Consider the following 20,241-nt stretch of genomic DNA (forward strand, 5'->3'; position numbering starts at 1 on the left):
CCTGTGGGCGGGAGCGACCGTGGCTGCGGTTGCGGCCAGCGACAGCATGCTCCTGCGGGTCATCCTGGGCGTGCCGACGGCCCTCCTTATTTCCGGCCATGTGGTGTTGCGCGCGATCGGCGTAAGGACCGCGTCGCTGACGGAACATCTCGTCTGTTCGATTGGCGCGAGCTTCGCTGTCACCATCGCCGGAGGCTTTGTGCTGGATGCCATGGGATTGCTCGTGCCGCTTGGCTGGGCATTCTGGTACCTGGCGGCGACCACAGCCGCGATGCTGCTCGCTCCCGGCGACGGCAACGCCTCAATCCCCAGGGCCTGGCCGGGTCCGCTGCGAATGCAGCGCTGGCAGGGCGCGGCGGTCGTGTTGGCGATGCTCGTGACGACGGGAGCTTACGCGCTCGCGATCCACGATCAGGCGGTCGAGCGGCAGTTCAACTACACCGACTTCTGGATGCTGCCGCCGGCCAAGGGCGGTCCGGGCCAACTCGTCATTGGCGTACGCAGCGCAGAAGCCCAGGCTCAGCAATACGACCTGGAAGTCACCCTCGAGGGGAAGCCGATCGCGATCATCCGCTCGTTGACGATTGCGCCAGGCGACACCTGGGTGCGGAAGGTCCCTGTGCCCATCCTGGCGGTCCAGCAGAAGGCCGAGGCCCGGCTCTACCTGCCGGCCGACGACAAGCTCTATCGCAGGGTCTCGGCGCTGGTGCCGGGTAGCTGAGGCGGAGGCTGGGCGATGCGCATCTTGCTGCTGTCCCAGTTCTATCCCCCTGTGATCGGGGGTGAGGAACGCCATGTCCGCAATCTCGGCGCCGCGCTGGCGCAGCGCGGCCATGACGTCAGCGTTGGGACATTGATGCGGCAGGGATCACCGGAGACCGAACTGGACGGCGCGGTCCGGGTCCATCGATTGCGCGGCACGCTGCAGCGCCTGACGGGGCTCCACGCCGATCCCGAGCGTCGGCACGCACCGCCCTTCCCGGATCCCGAACTGGCGCTCGGCCTGAAGCGGCTGATCGATCGCGAGAAACCGGATGTCGTCCACGCCCATAACTGGATCTATGCCTCCTTGCTGCCGCTCAGGGCGCTGACCGGAGCCCGCTTCGTGGTCACCCTGCACGACTACGGCCTGGTGTGCGCCAAGAAAAATCTCATGCATCTCGGAGCCCGGCTGTGCAGCGGACCGGCGCCGGCGAAGTGCCTGCCGTGCGCGGCCCGGCACTATGGCGCAGCGAAGGCGACCGTGACCACCGTCGGCAACTGGGCGTCGAGCTTCGCTGCCCGGCGCATCGTGGACCGCTTCATCGCCGTGAGCCATGCCGTCGCAGATCACACCGGGCTCACCCAGGGCACCGCGCCATATGAGGTGATCCCCAACTTCGTGCCCGACGATGTCGAGCTGCCCGGTCCGGAGGACGCCTGCCTGCACGAGCTGCCTGAGGAGGGCTTCATCCTGTTCGTCGGCGACATGATGCGTCTCAAGGGCATCGACGTCCTTCTGAAGGCCTATGCCGGACTGAACCGGCCGCCGCCGCTCGTCCTGATCGGACGCCGCCTCGCCGATACGCCGGCCGAATTCCCGCAGAACGTCCGCACCTTCAGCGCATGGCCGCACTCCGCCATCATGCATGCCTGGCGGCGATCCCTGTTCGGCGTGCTGCCATCGACCGGCCCCGAGGCGTGCGCCACCGTCATCATGGAGGCGATGGCGTGCGGCAAGGCCGTCGTCGCAACCGATATCGGCGGCATGCCGGATCTGGTCGATCACGGCGAGACAGGATTTCTCGTACCGCCCGGCGACGCGCCGGCGCTGGCCGACGCGATGCAGGCGCTGCTGGACGATCGCGCCTTGCCGGCGCGCCTCGGGGCGGCCAGCCTCGCCAGGGTGGGACGCCTGAAGGCCGGAACCGTCGTCTCGCGGATCGAACAGGTCTACCGGGATGTCCTGCTCGCGGCGTCGGCTGATGTCGCAAAGACCGCATACCGGGATTCGGGAGAGCCATCATGCCGATAGACTTCGTCCGGATGGCCATCACGCGACTGCGCCAGGCACTGCAAAAGAGCGCCGCCCTGGTCATGAATTCCGGCGCGCTGGCGACCGGAACGGTGGCGACGGCTGGCCTTGGCTTTGCCTATTGGTGGCTCGCAGCCCGGCTGCTTCCGCCTGATGTGATGGGGGTCGCTTCCGGTCTGTTGTCGATGATGAGCCTCGTCACCCTGTTCGGCGAGTGCGGGCTCGCGACCCTGCTCACCGGCGAACTGGTTCGGCATCCCGGCAAGGAGCCCGGGCTCGTCGCGGCAGCAGCTTCGCTTGGCGTGACGCTGTCGGTCAGTCTGGCCTTGTTGTTTGTCGTCGGGCAGACGTTCCTGATGGGGTCGACCGGGTCGATCGATGATTGGTTCGGGGGATTGGCCTTCATCGTCGGCTGCGGCCTGAACAATCTCACCGTGCTGGGCGATCAGGCATTCGTCGGCATTCTCCGCAGCAGCAGCAAGATGATCCGCCTGGTGCTGTTCTCAATCTTCAAACTGATGCTGCTTGCTGGTGTGACCGCCCTCGGCTTCACCTCCGCGACCGCGCTTCTCTGGACCTGGGTGGCCGGATTGCTGGCGTCCTGGATCGGGGTCGATCTCCTGACCAAAGGAGGCGCGCGCCGCCTCATCGGTACCCCCGATTTCAAACTGCTCCACGCGCATCGTCGCCGCGTCTTCGGGCATTACGCACTCGACGTCGCATTGCTGGCGCCGGCCATTGCCATGCCCTATCTCGTGCTGGTGCTGCTGTCGCCGACCACCAATGCCGCATTTGTGGCGGTTTGGATGCTGGTCTCCGTCGCAGCCCTGATTCCATCGGCCATGGCGATGGTGCTGTTTCCCGTCGTCAGGGCGAGCCCGAAGCAATCGAGGCACAACATCCTCGTGTCGCTCACGGTATCCCTGCTGTTCTCGCTGGTGTGCGGCGTCTTCATCTTCACCTATTCGCAGCAGATCCTGGCAGTCTTCAATCCGGCCTATCCCGGGATCGCCGGCTCGGGCCTGCGCCTGCTCGGATTCAGCCTGCTTGGATCAACCCTGAAATTCCATGCCTGCGCGCTCGCGCGGCTGACGGACAGGATGCGCAACGCAGCTCCCTGGTTTGCGCTCGGCGGGCTATTGGAGCTCTGCTTTGCCGCCCTCGGAGCGCATCTGGGTGGACTTCAGGGCCTGGTCCTGGGCTGGACGCTCGCCGTCAGTATCGAGGGCGTCTGCGCGGCGCTCTGGTTGATGTCGGCTACGAAGCTGGTTGCCGGCGCCGATCCCGTGCTCCAGGGCTCGACCTCATCGCCGTTCCAAACCTGAGAAAATCCTGCTCTTGAGACACGCTGCTTCCGGCGAGGCCGTTCATGGCCGTTGAACGGCCTCGGCCGGGCAGCCATCGTCATTTGCGGTCGCGACGGGCGCTGTCGGCCCGCTCGTTTGCCTGCGCAGAAACCGTCCCAGGACCTGCCTCGCGCGCCGAATCCGCTCCTCGATGCGGCGCTCCAGGGTGTCGGCGCCCAGCACGATCCACGTCATCGCGTGCTCGGCATTGGCAAGCTGGGACTTGTGCCGGGCAAAGCCCGCCAGGAAATCGTAGCCGCGCTCGCCGCGCGACATGCTGTCCTCGATCGACAGCACATGGCTGACCAGGCCGGGCTTCAGCCGGCCATCCGGCTCATAGAGAAAGCCGCTCTGATAATTCAGGACATGGCCCTCGTGCACGAAATTGTACAACACGCCAATCGTCTGTCCTGCGACCAGCGTCCGTGACATGCGGATGGCGCCGCTGGGAATTCCGCGTGCAATCAGATCCTCATGAAACGGACGGAAGCCCGGATTGACGAAGGATCCCTTGGATCCCCAGCGCGATTGATGAAAGCCGGCCAGCACCTCAAACGCGGCAAGCGCCTCCGATGTCGTCTCCATGACCTGAAACTCGAGCGCGCCCCGTTCGGCGTACAGCCTCATGGCACGATTGATCGCTTGCCGGGTGCTGCGGCCCAACGAGGCCCGGTAACTCCCGCTCTTGGCGTCGCTCTTGGCACCGCTCTTGGCACCGATCTTGGTGAAGTCGACCCACCGCGCAACGTCGGCCTCCCGCACGTCGGTCAAGAGCCCGCTCCTATCCGCCACGCCTGTCGCTGTGGCCTCGAGATCCGGAGCAATTCCTGACAGCACAAGCTCGTCGGAAGCGCTCAAGCTGTGCGCCAGGGCGTCGAGACATGCGGCCATGACGGGCGCCGCCAGACCCCGCTCGGCAAGGATGCCGTTATACTCGATGAACAGTCGGTCGAAGCCCGCGTCGCCGGTTTCGCCGAGCAGCCAGCGCGCCCGGCCATGCGCTCCGAGGCTCCACACCGTCCGCCGGCAGACGATCGCCAATCCGACGGTCCGCCCGGACGTCTGCGCGATCAGGACATGCGGATGCGCACCGCGCGGGAGATGGTCGAGCCACGTGCCGACCCAGAGCCATGACAGATAGAATGAATGCGTCGCGCGCGCTTCGAGCTCCGTCCAGCAGGCTTCGAGTTTCGCAATGTCCTGCAAGGGCTCGATGCGGACGTCGATGGGCGCATCATGGCGCCTGGCTTGCTCGACCGAAGCCGCGCGATCGGGTTCCGGTTCGATGACCGAGACGACGTGACCAGCTGCCATATGTCGATCCTGAAACTCCAGCGGCTATGGCGGCGATCCCGAAGCGCGGCCGGGATGGTTCCCACGGCGAAATTTTCATCTTCCAGGTGCGGGATGTGAAGGCGTTATCCCTGGCTACCCATGGCGGCGGGTTGCCCCTCAATGGGGGTAGCTCTCCGGGATATCCGGCGGGCATTCCAGACGGCACGCCGTACCGCCGGGGATCATTTTGGACCGGACGCCTGATCTGCAACCGCCCGGCCAACCTCCGGCCGGTTGGCGGCCCGTCCAACCGACGATCGATCGGCCGGTGATGTCGCCGGAGCTGGCGAATTGGCGTGGTTCGAATTGACCTCGTTCGAGTTCACCTCGGTCGCATTTGCCTGGCTCTTCGCATCGCCGTCACCCAGGATGACGTTCACGAGATCGCCTGGCTGCAGCACGGTCATCCCGCTGGATTCGATGGCAACCGGCCCGGCCGGCATTTGCCGCACCACCTGGTAAGTGATCCGGTCTGCTTCTTTCGCGAATTGCGCACGGGTCGCGGGTAGCGCGCTGAGGATCCCCTCGCTGGTATTGTACTCGCGCTCATTGTCGTTGATCTGGCGCTCGATCGTCTCGATCTCGAGCTCCAGGTCGTTCCTGACGTCGGACTGGATGCGGAATCCTTCGGCCTCAAGCGTGGCGAGGCGCTGCTTCGCCGTCGCGTACTGATTGAGGGCTTCTCGCTTACGCTGCTCGGCGTCGGTCAGCTCGCTCTGAACCTGATTCAGCACCGTTGCGCTGATCACATTACGGTCCGCGAGCGAGCGCATGCTGTTGACGCGGTCCTGGCGCAGCTTGACGAGTTCGTCGAGCGACTCCATGCGGCCATACACGACAACATCCTGCTTGGCCGCCTCCAGCGCAGTCTGAAGCGCGCGCTCACGGTTCGCGCGGGCGGTGGCGATCGCCTTGCGCCGCTCGCCCTGTTCGCGGACGAGGTTGGAGGCCTCATTCGCTCCCACCAGTTCGATCAGGCGAAGCGGAATCTTGGGCTCGGCGCCGTCGCGTTCGGCCTTCAGCACGGCTGCGCGCGCCAGCAGCTTCAGCATGGCATCGGCCGCCCCGCTCCGCTTCAGGACTTCCCGCACCGCCTCGATCTTCTGCCATGGCTCCGAGGTGCCGCGATCGAGCCCACCGGCCAGCGCCAATGCGTGCAGCACGGTCATGCCGGACACGAACTTGTACGAGCCGGGATTCTTGACGGGCCCCAGCACGTAGATGGGTGAGCGCTCGATCGATAGAATGTTGACCACTCCCTTGCGGCCGAGCAAGCGATCGAAGCTGTCCGCCAAATCGGTACGAACCTGTTGGGTTGACCGGCCGGCAACCCGAATGGAGCCAAGCAACGGCACCGAAATCGTGCCGTCCTCCTGCACGATATACGGGAGGCTCAGCTCCGGACGCTGTACGAGACCGCGCAAGGCCGAGTTCGACGAGCGTCCCCACTTGTCCTCCTCGACGTCGACGCGTTCGTAGAAGGCGATCGTCAATTTGTCGCCGACCCCGCACAAATCTGCGGCCGGCGTATCGCGCACCGGGGTGACGATCTTGGAGCGTTCAGCGATCGTGAGAACGGGAGCGTCGCTTGGCGCGACCGTCGTCATCGCCGGCGCGCTTGGCGAATCCTGCGCCGTCACCGCGGCCACTTGCACCGCGGCCGGAGACGGCTTGTCGTACCGCGTACCGAGCGCGGCAAACGCCTTCTGCGCCATCGCGCGCGAGAATATCTCGACGGCTCCCCAGTTCTTACCCGCGGCCACGGCCACCACGGCCAGACTGACGACAGCAAGGAGGGCTCTTCTTCCCCATCGAGAGCGGGGTGGCGTGGGCCGAGCGGGCTCGGACTTTTGTTCGACAACCATGCACGCGGCTTTCGCGTTCAATGCCGGCAGCCACATCGCCGAACGCGACCGTGGCGCCAAATGCAGCACTACGACAGGCAAAGACCTGGCTATGGTGACCCCTGGCAGGAGGACGCACAACTATCCCATTGTGGGCACCCCTTTTGAGGGAAAGGCGGAAAACCCTGTGCAGACGGCAATTCGGACCGGATCTCAGGTTCAGGTTCCGCTCGCCATATCGGCTTCGCCAACGGCACGCCCCGGCGGGTTGCCGACATCCCGTCGCACCTGCAGTGTCAAAGTGGACAACGCGCAGGATTGCTCACGCGCGCGGGCGCGGTCCGCCGAGGCGTTGCGGCAGCGCATAGTCGAGGCGATCAGCGCAGTGGCGCAATGCCCGCTTCAGGTCGCTCTCAACCGTTCGTACGCTGACATCGAGCTGGGCTGCAACTTGCTGCGTCGTTCGTCCCTCGAGCGAGATATGATGCAGGACCTCGCGAGGCCGCACCGGCAACTCGGCAAGCGCGCGTTTGAAGGCGGCGATTTCAGATCGCGCTTCGACAATTCGGATGGTATCGGCGGTTTCGTCGCTGATATCCAACAGCTCGGCGATATCGGACGTCCTGGCGCGGCGACGTCGCGCCCGCCAGCGATCTTTCGCGACATTGAGCGCGATGCGAAGGATGTAATCGACGGGGTTACGGATCGGGTCGGAATCCGCGATCCGGTCGAGCCGCAAGAACGTCTCGTGCAGGGCATCATGGGCGACGTCGGGCGACCCGAGCGACCGGGTCAGACTCCCGATGATGCAATCATAGTTCTCCGCCAGCTCACTGCTTAGACGCGCTCGGTTGGCACCAGTCACGACCCGAATCTCCACGACGCACTCTCAACTGCGCTCCGGGGAAGCACCTTTGCTTCCCCGAAGTTGCTCTTCGTTGCGGGATCACTGCCGCGCTGATTATCTGCGGCTGAGAGTGGCGCTACTCCGGGATGAGCTTGCGCCTTTCCTCGTCGGTCAGCGCGCGCGTGTCGGCTCCTGTGAGCGGACCGTAGCCGACCACCCTGACGGGATCGTTCGGGTTGTAGCTCTGCCTGCCGGCCGGAGGTTGCCGCCGATTTTCGTTCGGCGACGCGTCGCCTTCGCCGGAGCCACCGCCATAACCGAGCACCTCGACGATGATCACCGATGGCTGGTTATTGTTCGACGGCGGCGGCGCGGCGGTTTGCTGCGACGCGGCCGCCGTATTCGACGCGGCGGTCAGCGCGCCCACGGGCGGCCCCTGCACCGTCGGAATCCCGCTCGACGCGCCCTGAACCTGGATGTTGGCGGCATTGACGACCTGCAGCGCCGCGAGGTTGACGTTGCCGGAGACGCGAATGCCGGCCTCGCCCGCATCGATGGTGCCGAGCGGCGCGATCAGGTCGACGTTGCCGGGCGGCACCTCCGGGATCGGATTGAGCGTTGCGATGCCGGCGCCCGTCGTGGGCACGCTGGGCGACAAGCTCACCTGTCCATAATTGTCATAGACGCGCTTCGGCGGCGTGTAGACCTGGGTCGTCTTGGAGCCGCGGCCGGCGTTGATGTCACCTTCCGCCGACCAGGCGACGATGTTGCCGCCGAAGGTCGTCATGATGCGCGACAGGCCGAGCAACAGGCTGCCCTTCGAATAGGCCTCGATATCGCCCTTGCCCTGGGTGATCAGGCCCGACGAGGACGGTGGCACCACCCCCTCGACGCCGAGCAGGATCCGGCCGCCGGGTGCGAGCAGCTGGATATTGCCGCCTTCGATCGTCCGGACGCCCGCGCCGCCGAACATCGTGATGTCGCCCTGATAGGCGATGGGGGCGCCTGTGGGATCACGATCCGGGAACAGTGCCGCGATCGCCTGCCTGCCGCGCAGGTAGGATTTCGCGCGCGGACCGTTGGCGTCGTTGTATTCACGGCCGCTGTCGCGCAGCTCGTCGTAGTAGACCTGCCGCAGGAACACCGCCTGCTGCTCCGGCGGCAATGATGCGAACCGCTCGCGCGCTTCCGCATCCGATCCCTTGAAGCCGTAGTGCTCCGAGAGCCAGTCAACCAGATCCTTCTCGTAGGTCTTCACCACCTTGCCGGGCTGATCGGCGAGCGGCACGCCTGCCTTCGCCAGATTGGCGGGATCGAGGTAGCGCAGTAGCGCGCTGTAGTCCGCCGCATCCGCGCCGGCCATCATCAGCACCGAGGCACCTGGACGGTGGTCGCCGGGGACCACCGCGCCGAGGCTCGTCACCGCACCCTGGTCGGCCTGGTAGATGTTGCGCCCCGCCGTCATCATCAGGGTGCCCGGACCTGCGATCTGCTGGTTGGCGTAGATGATGTCGCGGCCCGCCGACACCAGCGAGACGTCGTTGTCGCCGGTGTGGAAGATCAGGTTGCTGGTCCGCATCCCGTTGTACGGCAAGTCCGGCGAGCCGATCGGGGTGCCGAGGCTGACAATGTCGCGCCCCGCCATCAGCTGCATCGGCTTGGCCGCGACGTACCAGGTGCCCGCCGGCTGCGGCGTCGTGCCTGTGCCGGTGTAGACCTCGCCGCTCTTGAAGCCGACGATATCGCCGGTCGCGGCATAGATCAGCGCGGGGTTCGGATCGGCGGCATGCAGATTGCTCGCCGTGTTCGGGCCGAATGCGAACAGTTCGACACCACGGGGAGACAGAGAACCAAATTGCGGGAAGACCGTTCCGGTGCCATTGACGTTGGTCGTCGTGACGTCATTGCGCTGCCATCCCGAAAACGCCGGCTGGAACGGCGTCGTCAGCCCACTCAGATCGGCGCCGGAGATGTTGATCCCATAGCCATTGGCATAGATCGAGCGGCCGGCCAGCAGTTCGAGTTGCCCAACCGGCGACGGCGCCAGCGTGAGCGGCGGCGGAATGTTGGTGGGCTGCGTGTCGTAAGCGCCATAGTAGATGCTGCCGCTGGCTGCGAGCGCCGTCAGCGTCGGCGGGTAGAGATATGTGCCGTCGGTGGGGCCATCAATGGTGTTGTTGACCGACAGATTGTTCTGGGTGGTGGGAACGAGGTTGCCACCGGCCGAGGCCAGATTGATCGCCGTCTCGTTGCGCCACAGCGAGAACCAGGTGGTGCCGCCGCCGACGTGCGGAACGCCGCCAACCGTATAGCTCGTGGTGTTCTGCAGCAGCACCCGCCCCGCATCTGCCGCGCCCGCCAGCACCAGATCGCCGCGCGCCGACAAATCGACCACGGCATCGCCGGGGATGATCAGCAGTCCGCCGAAGCCGAGGCCCTTGTTGGCGGTCGCCGGATCCGGCCAGCGCGGATCGGCGGCCAGCTTCGCGCCATAGGTCAGATTGATCCCGCCGATCGTTCCGGCCTGCACGTCGATCAGGCCGCGCAGGTTGGTCAGCACGCCGCTGGTTTCACTCGTGACCTTCGTGGTCATCAGCGTCGGTTGCAGCGGGTTGAGCTGCCCGCCGATCTTGACCTGCATGTCGCCGCCGCCGGTCAGGATCAGCTGCCCATCGGGCGTGATGCGCCCGGTCGAGCCGACCGTGATGTTCAACGCAGTTGAGCTCGTGACATTGTTGCTGCCGCTTTGCGGCGCCAGGACGCCGGCATCGCCGCCGGCCTGCACGGTGACGTTGCCGCCGCCGAGCGTGCCGAAGCCGGTGAAGCCGATAAGGGCCAGCGGGGTATTATCCGGATCGCGCGGCTGCGGAAGTGCGACGGTGCCGAAGTTGATCCACCACGCGGTCTGCTGGCCGGTGATGTTGCCGCCCTGACGCCAGAGCCAGTTGCCCGGATTGCCGTCCTGGACACTCATCGGGTTGCTCGAGATGCCGGTCAAATTGCCCTGCGCCGCCACCAGCAGATTGCCGCCGCCTTCGGGATACCAGGCGTGATAGACGCTATTGGCCTGGCCGTTGACCAGTCCCTCATACGAGGCGCCGCTATTGCCGAGCACAGGGGCGCCCAACGGCCGACCGCGCGGCAGGTCGTATGGATTCGAGCCATCCGCCGCCGGGATTGCCGACGACTGCGTACCGGCCGTGTAGATGCCGAACGATGTGCGGACCTTCAGGTCGGAACTGCTCAGCAGCTCAAGATCGCCGGTCCCCGTGCGCACCACGCTCGGCACCGGGAATTGCGTCTGGGCGGTGAGGCCACCGGCATTCCACACACAATAGTCGGGAAGCGCAGCGCAAATGTCGGGATCACCCGCCTGTCCTGGCGTGCCAAATGGATTGGTGCCATCGCCCGTATCCGACCAGACCCAGCCGGCGGGCTGGTTGGTGAACACAGCCATGATCGAAGAATCGGCGAGCACCAGGCTGCCCGCATGCGAACTGCGCGGCCGCAACGCGCGACTGTCGGCGGCGGTCACATCCGCGCCGGCCACCAAGCGCAGCGACCACGATTGCGATCCCTGCGGCAGCATTGGCGCCGCGGCCCAGATCCCGCTCGGGGTCGGGTCGTCGCGCAATTTCACGAAGCTTGCGTCGTCCGGTAGCTTGACGACCGTTGCGGACGGAATGATGGCGCCGATCGGCAGCGTCAGCGCACCGTCCAGCGTCAGGCTGCTCGGCAGCGGCACATTCTTCGGCCAGAGCATCGGGCCGACCGAGATGGCGGAGGCAAACCGGCTGCCGGCGCCGAGGATCGTGCCTACGGGCAGCATGGTGTCCTGGCGCAGCAGCGTACCCCGCGCATACATGATTGCGCCGGAGGCATCGAGCACATCCGCGCGCAGTACCGTGCCGGCCGGCAGCGTCAGCACGCTTTGCAGCGGAGCACTGGCGGGAAGAACTTTGTTCGCCGCCAACGTGAATGCCTGCACCGGCAGGTCGTAGTTCAGAACGCTCGCGGCCGGGAACAGGGTGCCGTCGGCGATCACCACGCCGGCACGCGGTATCACGACGTCACTCGCGTTCGGCTGGGTGCCCTTGACCAGAAGCCGCGCGACCTCCGGCGTCGTCTGGCCGTCGACGGCGAGCGGCAGCGGCGCTGCGCCGAAGCCGTCGCTGACATTGCCGAACACATTCAGGTTGCCGCCGGCGCGGATCACCAGGCGGCCGGGCTCGCCGGAGCCGTAGATGCCGGTCTTCGCGGTGTTCGGGTTGAGGCTGTCATAGCGATAGCGCGACAGGTCGATATCGCCTGATATCGTCAGGTCGCCGTCTGGCGTCGCACTCGAAATCTCGACGCCGGGCCGCAGATGGAATGCGTCGGCATAGGCACGCAGGCCGCCAAGACGATTCTGCAAATCACCGTTCTGCAACGCCGCCGTGATGAACGCGGTGCTGGAGATGTCCACGGTATCCATCAAGTCCTGGTTGATGATGCCGTCGGCGGGCTTGTAGGTGCGGAAGCCGTTGACCGCAATGCTGCGTGCACCGGCGATGGTCACCGGCCCTGCCGCGTCGATCGCCACGTCGTTGGCACCGTCGCCGCTGCCGCCCGCGCCGCCGAGCCGCGGCGCGCTCAACTCGATCGTGCCGCGCGCGACATTGTCCGCCGAACGCACGTCGATCCGCGCGCCGGGAGCCAGGGTCAGCCGGCCCTGCGTCGTGGTCAGTTCCACCACCGCCCGGTTCGGCGCATCGATCGGCTGGCCATAGCTGTCGACGCGGAGCACCGTGCCATGGGCGTCAAGCACGGCGGCACTGCCGAGCAACAAGCCGTCGCGCGCCGCGAGCCGAATCGTGCCGACGCGTTCGCCGCTGGCATCGATGCGGCCATTGACGGTCAGGCGGCCGCCATCGACCGACACGCTGATGCTGTTTGCCATCAGTTCGTCGCCGATGGTGAGGTCACCCTGTTTGAGCTGGAAGCTGCGCGCGCCGGTCACGCCGGCGAGCGTGAGCCGCTGGTTCAGCCCGGCGAAATCGTCGATCGTCTGCGCGCGCACGTCGATGCTGCCGGCAAGGAACGGCACCATCGTGCCACCGGCGTCGTAGTGCCCCGAGGCGCTGCCGCGGAGCGAGCCGGCCAACACCACATGTCCGGCCGCGGCATCGAGCGCCGTCACCGACAACGATCCGGCGCGATTGTTCACCGCCGAGACGTCGATGACAGATCCGGCCGCCTGGGTGATGTTGCCATGCGTGCTTTCGAACGTCACATCGCCGCCCCAGCTGTAACGCACGGCGTCGAGCAGGCTGACGGTTCGCCCTGCCATGTCGATGCGTGCCGCATCGCTGAGCGCGATGTCGCCGTTCGCGGAGACGGTCAGCTTGCCGCTCGGCAGCACGACGGCGCTGGAGATCGCGACTGTGCTGCCGGTCAGGCCGATCTCGGCGCCGAACGCCGCCGGGCCCGCTGCGGCCAGCCCGCCGGTGCCGGTCAGGTTGAGCGCACCACCGGCGGTGATGCGATTGATCGAGCCGGAGTCGCCGGTGAGCACCGGAGTGATCAGATTGAGGTTGCCGCCGCTGTAGCTGTATCCCAAGCCGGTCCGGTACGCGCCCTGGCTCTCATACACCGACAATGTATTGCGGTTGTTCGCGGTAATCCGGCCGCGCGCCGTGACGTTGACCGTCGAGAAGCCGAGTGCCAACCGGTCCAGTGTCACCTGGGTGTCCGGCCTCGCCTCGCTTGAATAACCGAACACCACCTCATCGGCGATAATATTGAGCGTGCCGTGGCCGGTGCCGGCGCCGCCCGTGATCACCGCACCGGGCAGCAGGCTGCGCGGTTCGTTTTTGCCGGTCCGGAGGACGCCATCGCTGATACCGTTCCAGACCAGTTGGCCGGTGGTCAGCGTGGCGATGTCACCGGACGAGCCGAGGCCATAGATCGCCGGCGTGTTGAGCACCAGCGAACGCAGACTGGACCGGCCGGTTGCAGGATCGATGGTCGACAGATTGAGCGAGCCGTAGAAATTGATCGACGACTGCGCCGTCAGGATCAGGCTCTCCAGCTTGGGGGCACCGATCACGGCGTTGCCGGCCAGCAGGCGGCCGAACACGTCCTGGTTCAGCACGAGACCGTCGGGCAGCACACCGGCGGTCCGCGCCGCGGCGATCGCTGCCGCATCACCGATATTTACGTTCGGCACGGCAAGCGATAGATAGCGCGCGCCGTAACGCATTCCGTCGGAGATCGCGAGCGCTCCCTTCCATACGCTGAAAGCCAGCGTGCCTTCCGTCGCAATGGTTGCGGCGCCGATCGTGATGCCGCCGGCGACACTGCCAGTCGGATATTGCGGCAGGTCGATCCAGCCGTTCGAGACGACGATCATGTTCCCGGATCCGCCAATGCTGTAGGCGAAACCGTCGCTCGACGGCATCACCGTCGCAGGGCCAGTCCCTGTCGTGTCGATGCGCGCGCCGTCCTCGATCCGAATGCCGCCGGTGCCGGCCGTGATGAACACTTCGGGCGCGCGCAGCACCGCGCCGCCGCGCACCACGACCGAGTTGGCAAAGCCGGTGGTCCCCACGTAGCCAAGATTGAGGTAGAGCTGCTGGCCGCCGCCGATCGAGATCCTGGCCGCGCCGATCGCATCGAGGTCGGCCGCTCGCACCGAGGCGAAGCCAGCCGTCGGCGTCGCGTTGACGCCGAGAATCTCCAGACGCGAAAATTGATCCGTGTCGACGCTGACCGTGCCGCCATAGCCGCCACTGCCCGGCGTGAACAACGCCTGCCCGGCAAAGGAGAACGACGGCTTGCCCGACGGCTGCGCCGCCAGAATGAGCTGCAGGACGGCAGCATCGGCAGGCAGGCTCGGGCGCGGCTGTCCGGTGCGCGCGGCGGTCGCGAGCATGAAGCTCGTATAGTCCTGCTCATTGTACTGCGAATAGCTGCGCACCGTGCTGCCGGGCGTGATCACCGCCAGATTGGGCTGGCTGGCATAGATCGAGGTGTTGGCGACACTGCCGTAGGCCGTCGTCACGTAGGAGCCGTTCGGCAGCGCGACCGTGCGACCTCCGGCCTGGGTCTGCGCGCCGAGTTCGACACGGAACGCGCCAGGCAGCAGCGCATATGAGGCCGGCATCAGCGTGTAGGTTCCCGCCGCAAGGCCGGGCACGCCGCCGCCGATCGTGATGCGCTGCCCGATCGAAGGCGCCGCACCCTGGCTGGCCGGCACGATCGGCGCATATTCTGGATTCGCGCTTGGGACGATCGCGAACACCTGGTTCTTGAGGTTGCTGTAGCTGTTACCCGGATTGGCGGCCGCCAGCGGATTGAGCAGCACATCGACCGAGCCGCCGCGGCCGCTGATGAAGCCGGCGCCGAGCAGCTGACCACCGCCGGAGAGATCGAGCAGCGCACCGCTGGCGACCGTCACCGCTGGACCGGACAGGCTGATGCCGCCCACCACCTCGCCGTACGCGCTAATGCCGTTGATGGCCTGCGTCACCGCGGCCCCGTTGTAGTTGTACACGATGCCGTCGACGGTGCCGCCGTAAGGCATCGCAAGCCCCGCGGCGCTCACCGACGTGATGCTGCCCGGCAGGAGATCGATTTGCTGCGCGCCCGTCAGATCCCTTGCTATGGCCGGGCTGCCGAGAATGAGCGTGCCAAGCGGCGCACGCACGATGCCGCCCTGCTCGATTGTCTTGCCGTAGACGGCAAGCCGGCCAAACACCGAGAACGGCAGCGCCGGCGCATCGGTCGTGGTGCGGCCGAACCGCACAAGTTCGCTCGCCGCGACGAGCACTTTGGCGTTGTTGACCGGATAGATCTGTGCCGCGTCGAGCTCGAGCGTGCGTGAGCCATATGTGTCGCCGGTGACGCGGATGTCGCCTCGGCTGACCACACGGACCTGATCGATGCCGGCAATGCTGGTCAGCACCGACGTCGAATTATCCGCCTGGATGATTGCGGTGTTGAGCGGCTCGAAAGAGCCGGCGAGATCGACGAGATCGGCATTCACCGTCAGCTGCGCAGTGCCCGTCTTGGCCGGCTGGGTGCCCCGCGTCGTACCGAAACCGGGTTGCCTGCCACCGGTCACGCTACCCGGACGGGGCTCGATCGCCCCTTCGCTCGGCGAGAAGGAGACATTGCCGAATGAGACGTAAGGCGCCGCAAGGTCGATCCGTTCGTTGCCTCCCTTGGCGACAAGGTTGCCGTAGATCCTGAGGCTCTGCGGCAATTTGAGCTGAACGTCGCCGTCGAATGCGATGGTCTCCGCGTAGAGGCGAAGGTTGCCGAAGCCGCCGCTTGCGACCTGGTCGGCTCCAACGCGGCCGTGCCCGAACTGCAAAGCCGGGTCACGCGCCCCCCACGCCAGATCCGGCGCAAGCCCGCTCGCGCCGGCCTGCGCCGCGACCTCCAGAATGCGGAACTTGCGCACCTCGTTCGGCGCCGGCCGATCGGGCGGGTTGCTGTAGCTCGGCGTCACCAGTGCCAGCGACAGCGTGCCGCCGGCAGCACCCTCGCCGCCGGCCCGTGCCGTCATGGTGCCATCGAGATAGAAGCCGCTCAGCGCGCTGATGGCGATGCTGCCGCCCGCGCCCGCCAGCGTGATCGGATGCACGGAGTTCGAACCCGCCCCAGCATCCGCCACATCGATGACTGCACTGGCGCCAGAGGCGTCGAGACGCGCGCCGGGCCGCAGAATGACAAAACCGCTACCGGCCGGTGCGACCGCGCCGGGGGCCTCGCTGTCGTCACCCAGTGTGATCCTGCCGCCGGCGTCCGCGAAGCCATAGCGACGACCGGAGCGATCGATCGCCACGGCGCTTTGCCCCGCGACGTCGAGGACGGCATTGCCGGAGAGCCAGATCGACCGTGCGCCGATATAGGGATCACCGGGACTGCCATTCTGAAGGACGTCGATCCGGCCGCCGGCGGCCGTGAGGCGGCCGTCGATATTGATCTGGCCCGGGCTTCGCAGCGTGATCGAATGTCCCGGATCGACGGTCACGCTCGCCTGCGTGCCGATCGTCAGCGATCCCCTGGTCTGGTCGAGGTTCGACTGCAACGTCAGGTCGGCGCCGCCGCGGCGGATCATGCGCCCCCCAACCGGATCCTCCTGGTAGAGCGGCGGCAGCCAGAGCGTCAGCGCCGACGACGGATCGCTACCGCTTGCCACGTTCGACGCCGTCTCGTTGAAACGATAGACAGGCATCACCGCGTTGACCGCCGCGTGATTAGCCACCATCAGGCCGAGGTGGCCGTTCACGTCGTAGCTCGCAAACCCGGTACCGAACAGCGTCGTGTCGATTTCGGTCAACGGCGCGACGGCATAGCTGCGCGATGCGACCGTGCCGACCGGGATCATCGTGCCGACGGTGAAATGCAGCGGTACCGGCGCGGCATCGCCCGCACTGAACATCACCCGCGTGCCGACCAGCGCGATGCCGTTCGGAAACACGCCGGCGTCGACCTTGAAGCCCAAGGGGACCTTGGTCGACGGATCGGTCGTCACCGGGGTGCCGGGCGAGATGTACATGCCCGGCCAATAGGTGGTGCCGGCGAAATCCGAGAATTTAAGGCCGCTGGGAACGGTCAAGCCCTTCGGCCCGATCAGGAGCGGCTTGCTGTATGTAGCATCGATTCCGATGGACGCCGGCGCCGTGTCGCCGGGCGCGAGATAGGTGATGATCTCATCATAGTTGAATGGCACGGCCGCGCCGGCCGGAATGAACAGTTCCTCCGCGAGCCGCAGATTGACTTGCGCCTTCTCGCCGGCCCCCAGCACGCCGTCGGTTGCCAGCGCCTTGCCGCCGATCACGATCGCAGGGCCGCTGCCGATCACGAGCTTGCCGCCGCCGTTCGCGCCGTAGCCGTCGATCTGCCCGTCGAGCACCAGGCGGCCGCCGACCGAGGGGCCGCCGACCGAACGATCGTCGGCGATCAGGGTCACATCGCCGCCCTTGCCGCCTCTGGTCTTGCCGTTCTGCAGAACCGCCGCACCCGACGACACGTCGATGCTGCTGCCGCTCGCCAGCGTGACGCCCTGCGTGGAGTTGAAGCTGACGCTGCCGCCGTTGACGAAAGCGAGCCCGGAGAGGTCGTTCGGCGAACTGAGCGCGTTGGTCCACAGCCCGCGTACATCGATGGTTGCGCCGGCGCGCACGGTGAGCTGCGCAAGCCCGTCCGCCGTCGTCAGCACGATCGGCGACAGCGCAGCCGAATCCGGCCTGAGAATATTGGTGACGCTGACGCTGCCCGAGCGGGCGGTGATGTCGGCCTTGATGTCGACGACGGGCGCAATGAGTTCGACCTGCGCGCCGCGCGCGAAATTCAGCGGCGCCTCGGTCGAGATCGACTGCTTCGCGGCCACGTTGAGCCCGCCCAGTCCGAAGCCGTTGATCGTCCCGGCGTCGAACCAGACGGTATTGACCCGATCGCGCGGAATCGCCGCCGCCGGATCAAGCCCCGCCGAGATCGACGCCACGCTGCCGAATTTGACGTCGGTCGTGGACGCATTGACCAGCCCGCGCGCATCGTAGAGCCCGAGCTGCAGCGCACCGGCCAGCGGCACCGTGTTCTGCGTCAGCTTGTAGCCGTCGGTGACATTGGCGGGACGCGCGGCGATTTGCCGTTGCCCATTGATCACGTCGGCAAGGATGGCTCCCTCGAACACCGAGGTCGGCGTCGACAAGGTCAGGCGGCCGGCGTCCCGGCCGACCGTGTAGCCATTCTCCCAGCGCATGTTCGATTTGCCGAACGGACTGAGATAGACCTCGACGACATTCCAGTGCGCGTGATTGACCACGAAGCCGTTTGCGAGCGTCACATAGGCTAGATCGGAGGGCGCGTCGTTGACGTTGTAGACGCGGCCGTCACGGCCGAGCAGATAGTTTTGCGGCAGATATCCGCCCTGGTACTGCACCGATCCGCCGGACACGTTGAAGATCGACCCGCGCTGCGCAACCACCTCCGGTGCGGACAGCGTGATGTCACCGCCGGCGGCAGCCCACTCGCCGATCTTGTGGCCGGTGTTGTTGAGATAGCCGCCGACTTCGAGCAGACCGCCTGCGGTGTAGTAGCGATCCGACGCGTAGCCGCCGGTGCCGGCAGGAACCAGGGTCAGATCGCGGGCATCGATCCAGACGTTCTTGCTGATGAGCACCCCGCTGTCGCGGTTCTGCGGCGAGTCGCGCAGCTCGTTGCCCTGGATGTTGACCTTGATGGCGTTGGCCGACATCGGAACCATCGCATCCCGGACACCCGACACATCGATGACGGCACCGGTCTCGGCGAACACGCGCATGCCCGCCGAGACCGCCACCTGGCCGCCCGGCGCCAGCGTCAGCGACCCGTTCTGGAAGTCGACGAGGCCGCCACTCACGATCTCCACACGGGATCGGTCCTCGCGATCCGCAACCCGCGAAAGGTTGTCGAACTGGCCGAAATTTTGCGTCGCGCGTACGGCATTTTGCGTGGCGGAGTCGGCGATCAGCGCATCGCGCTGCGAGTTCAGCGCAGTCTTGTCGGACTCAAGCTCCAGCCCAACCGTGGTGAGGCTGCCTGCGGTGAGCGTTACCTTGCCGCCGGCGTCCGAAGCGGAGTTCAGCAAATGGATGGTGCCGCGCTGATCGACCGAGGTGGTCGAGAACAGCACGCCGTCCTGGGTGATCGCATGCCCGGCGAGCGTGATGTCGCCCTGCTGGGCGAAGACAAGCCCGGTGTTGCCAACTGCACCGCTTGCGCTTCCTGCGCGGATCAGCGGCACCACTTCGCTGCCGCGGGTGGTGGAGATCTGGTTGGCGTCGGTTCCGAGACCCCGCCGCAGGATGAAGTCATCGCCCGCCGCCAGCAGCGCCTGCCCCTTCGGGGTCGTGATCGATCCGGCGTTGTCGACGGCGCTGCCAAGCAGCGCCACGAAGCCGCCGCCCGACTTCACCGAAGCCGGCGCGCTGGTGGTGATCAATGCGCCGGCTTCCACCACGATCTTGCCGCCAGCTCCGCTGAAGCTCGGCAGATAGGCCGCGCCGCTCTGGGGCGAATAGATTCCGTTTGTGAGGAATTGCTGATCGGTGATGCCGGCCGTGGATGCGATCAGCGAGCCGATATTGATCTGGCTGGCGCCGCCGAAGATGATGCCGTTCTGGTTGATGACGAGCACCTGTCCCGGCGCATTGATGCGTCCGAGAATCTGGCTTGGGCCGGTGTTGCCGACGACGCGGTTGAGCGCGGTCCAGCTGCCGGCTTGCTGGTTGAAATTGACCGTGGTCTGGCTGCCGACGTTGAAGGTCTGCCAGTTCAGGATGGCCTGCTGCGCGGTCTGATTGACGGTGACGGTGGTCTGGCCGCCAACCGCCGATTGAACCGGCAGATCAGCGCCCTTCCACAGGTTCGAGCCTGGGACTGCGCCGGGCGCAACCTGAAGCCCACCCGGCGCAAGGCCGTTCGGCACCACGACCTGAGGCAGCGTGGTCGAGCTCTGCCGCGCAGCCGCGGCGCCACGGGCCGCAGCCTGTGCCGCCTGCAAGGCCTGGATCGCCTGAGAGGCTCGCGTGAGCGCGCCCTGGCTCTGCCTCGCAGCCTCGGTGGCCTGCTGGGCGGCCGCAGTTGCCGCATCGCTGGCGATGGTCGGCGCCGACATCGTTCCTGCGTTGCTGCCGAACGGCCGTGCCGCCGCATCGCCGATGCCGGCCAGCGTCAATGCGAGCGCGCTGGTTCCAGCCAGCAATGCGCGCCTGCGTCCCTGCCCGACGAAAATCGAGCGCGAGGACGCCGTGACGGTCTTGCGGCGCGCATGGCTCTGGGCGGATTGACGATGGGGCATTCCTGGTCCTCTCGGCGATATCG

At 66.4% G+C, this 20,241-nt stretch carries 7 protein-coding genes; 3 read left to right on the forward strand and 4 right to left on the reverse strand.

Going from position 1 to position 20,241, the window contains the following annotated elements; translation table 11 throughout:
* Positions 1 to 19 precede the first annotated feature (19 nt).
* The 3 genes from FBZ93_RS04170 to FBZ93_RS04180 are packed head-to-tail and all read left to right on the forward strand — an operon-like array spanning position 20 to position 3,339.
* A complete protein-coding gene (locus tag FBZ93_RS04170; RefSeq protein ID WP_146984665.1) occupies positions 20 to 721 on the forward strand; it encodes a hypothetical protein in 702 nt (233 codons plus the stop codon).
* 15 nt (positions 722 to 736) lie between these two features.
* Entirely contained in the window at positions 737 to 2,014 is a 1,278-nt protein-coding gene (locus tag FBZ93_RS04175) for a glycosyltransferase family 4 protein (RefSeq protein WP_146984666.1), read from the forward strand.
* Positions 2,005 to 3,339, forward strand: a complete 1,335-nt coding sequence (locus tag FBZ93_RS04180; RefSeq protein WP_146984667.1) for a lipopolysaccharide biosynthesis protein — start codon at positions 2,005 to 2,007, stop codon at positions 3,337 to 3,339. The genes FBZ93_RS04175 and FBZ93_RS04180 overlap by 10 nt, the downstream gene beginning before the upstream one ends.
* Before the next feature lie 42 nt (positions 3,340 to 3,381).
* Here the strand turns inward: FBZ93_RS04180 and FBZ93_RS04185 are convergent, their stop codons facing one another.
* The 4 genes from FBZ93_RS04185 to FBZ93_RS04200 all read right to left on the reverse strand — a co-directional run bounded on the left by FBZ93_RS04185 (position 3,382) and on the right by FBZ93_RS04200 (position 20,218).
* Positions 3,382 to 4,674, reverse strand: coding sequence for a GNAT family N-acetyltransferase (locus FBZ93_RS04185; protein ID WP_146984668.1), 1,293 nt, complete (start codon positions 4,672 to 4,674; stop codon positions 3,382 to 3,384).
* A 203-nt stretch (positions 4,675 to 4,877) separates the two neighbouring features.
* Positions 4,878 to 6,596, reverse strand: a complete 1,719-nt coding sequence (locus tag FBZ93_RS04190) for a polysaccharide biosynthesis/export family protein (RefSeq protein ID WP_146984669.1) — start codon at positions 6,594 to 6,596, stop codon at positions 4,878 to 4,880.
* 265 nt (positions 6,597 to 6,861) lie between these two features.
* Positions 6,862 to 7,419, reverse strand: coding sequence for an RNA polymerase sigma factor (locus tag FBZ93_RS04195; RefSeq protein WP_246667350.1), 558 nt, complete (start codon positions 7,417 to 7,419; stop codon positions 6,862 to 6,864).
* Positions 7,420 to 7,522: 103 nt separating this feature from the next.
* A complete protein-coding gene (locus tag FBZ93_RS04200) occupies positions 7,523 to 20,218 on the reverse strand; it encodes a filamentous hemagglutinin family protein (RefSeq protein WP_167528909.1) in 12,696 nt (4,231 codons plus the stop codon).
* Positions 20,219 to 20,241 lie beyond the last annotated feature (23 nt).

Source organism: Bradyrhizobium macuxiense, assembly GCF_007993935.1.
Taxonomy (GTDB): domain Bacteria; phylum Pseudomonadota; class Alphaproteobacteria; order Rhizobiales; family Xanthobacteraceae; genus Bradyrhizobium; species Bradyrhizobium macuxiense_A.